We start from the raw sequence: 1,424 nt of genomic DNA on the forward strand, positions 1-1,424 counted from the left end.
GCGATGGGTGTGCTCCCGGCGGTCCTGGCGGAGCGGCTGGGTGTCCCGCAGGTGACGCTGTTGTCGGAGGTGTCGGTGGAGGGCGGTGTGGTCAGGGGCCGGCGTGACGGGGACGCGGCCACCGAGCACCTGGAGGCGTCGCTGCCGGCGGTGGTGTCGGTGACGGACCAGTCGGGTGAGGCGCGTTATCCGTCGTTCAAGGGGATCATGGCGGCGAAGAAGAAGCCGGTGGAGTCCCTGGACCTGGACGATCTGGACGTGGAGGCCGGGCTGGTGGGCCTGGCGGGTTCCTGGACCCGGGTCGAGTCCGCGGACAAGCGGCCCGAGCGCACGGCGGGCACGATCGTCAAGGACGAGGGCGAGGGCGGCAAGCAGCTCGCCGAGTTCCTCGCGGGCCAGAAGTTCATCTAATCCCTCCCCTTCTTCCCCTCGTCTGTGCAGGAGAGCAAATTCCCATGGCTGAAGTTCTCGTCTATGTCGACCACGTGGACGGTGCCGTCCGCAAGCCCACTCTGGAGCTGCTGACGCTGGCCCGCCGGATCGGTGACCCGGTCGCGGTGTTCCTCGGCGCCGGCGCCGACGGTGCCGCGGCGGTGCTCGGTGAGCACGGTGCGACGCGTGTGCTTGCCGTCGACGCCCCCGAGTTCGCCGACTACCTCGTCGTGCCGAAGGTCGAAGCGCTGCAGGCCGCCTGCGAGGCGGTCTCGCCGGTGGCGGTGCTGGTGCCGTCCTCCGCGGAGGGCAAGGAGATCGCCGCCCGGCTCGCGGTGCGCATCCAGTCGGGCCTCATCACCGACGCCGTCGATCTGGAGGCCGGGCCGGAGGGTCCGGTGGCCACGCAGGCGGTGTTCGCCGCCTCGTACACCACCACGTCCCGTGTCTCGTCCGGCACCCCGGTCATCACGGTCAAGCCGAACTCCGCGCCCGTCGAGGCCGCCGCGGCCGCGGGTGCGGTCGAGACTCTCACCGTGTCGTTCACGGATGCCGCGCGGGGCACGAAGGTCACCTCGCGCACCCCGCGCGAGTCGACCGGGCGCCCGGAGCTGACCGAGGCCGCGATCGTGGTCTCCGGTGGGCGCGGGGTGAACGGGGCGGAGAACTTCGCGGTCATCGAGAAGCTCGCCGACTCCCTGGGCGCGGCCGTCGGCGCTTCCCGCGCCGCGGTCGACGCCGGCTGGTACCCGCACTCCAGCCAGGTCGGCCAGACCGGCAAGTCCGTCTCCCCCCAGCTCTACATCGCCTCCGGCATCTCCGGCGCCATTCAGCACCGGGCCGGCATGCAGACCTCCAAGACGATCGTGGCGATCAACAAGGACGCCGAGGCCCCGATCTTCGAACTCGTCGACTACGGCGTCGTCGGCGACCTCTTCGAGGTCGTCCCCCAGCTCACCGCCGAGGTCGAAACCCGCAAGGGCTGACCTGCG

At 71.1% G+C, this 1,424-nt stretch carries 2 protein-coding genes; both read left to right on the top strand.

The genetic code is table 11. The annotated features are described in order from the left end of the window. A partial coding sequence (locus ACZ56L_RS35975; protein ID WP_471069500.1) for an electron transfer flavoprotein subunit beta/FixA family protein occupies window positions 1-411 on the top strand: 411 nt, incomplete at its 5' end. A 44-nt stretch (window positions 412-455) separates the two neighbouring features. Further along, a complete protein-coding gene (locus ACZ56L_RS35980; protein ID WP_401763279.1) occupies window positions 456-1,418 on the top strand; it encodes an electron transfer flavoprotein subunit alpha/FixB family protein in 963 nt (320 codons plus the stop codon). Window positions 1,419-1,424 lie beyond the last annotated feature (6 nt).

Source organism: Streptomyces sp. NPDC039736 (assembly GCF_055596485.1).

What these genes read in the sequence shown, in the direction of transcription:
- ACZ56L_RS35980 (WP_401763279.1), top strand. Translation starts at nt 456, where the DNA reads ATGGCTGAAGTTCTCGTCTATGTCGACCACGTGGACGGTGCCGTCCGC.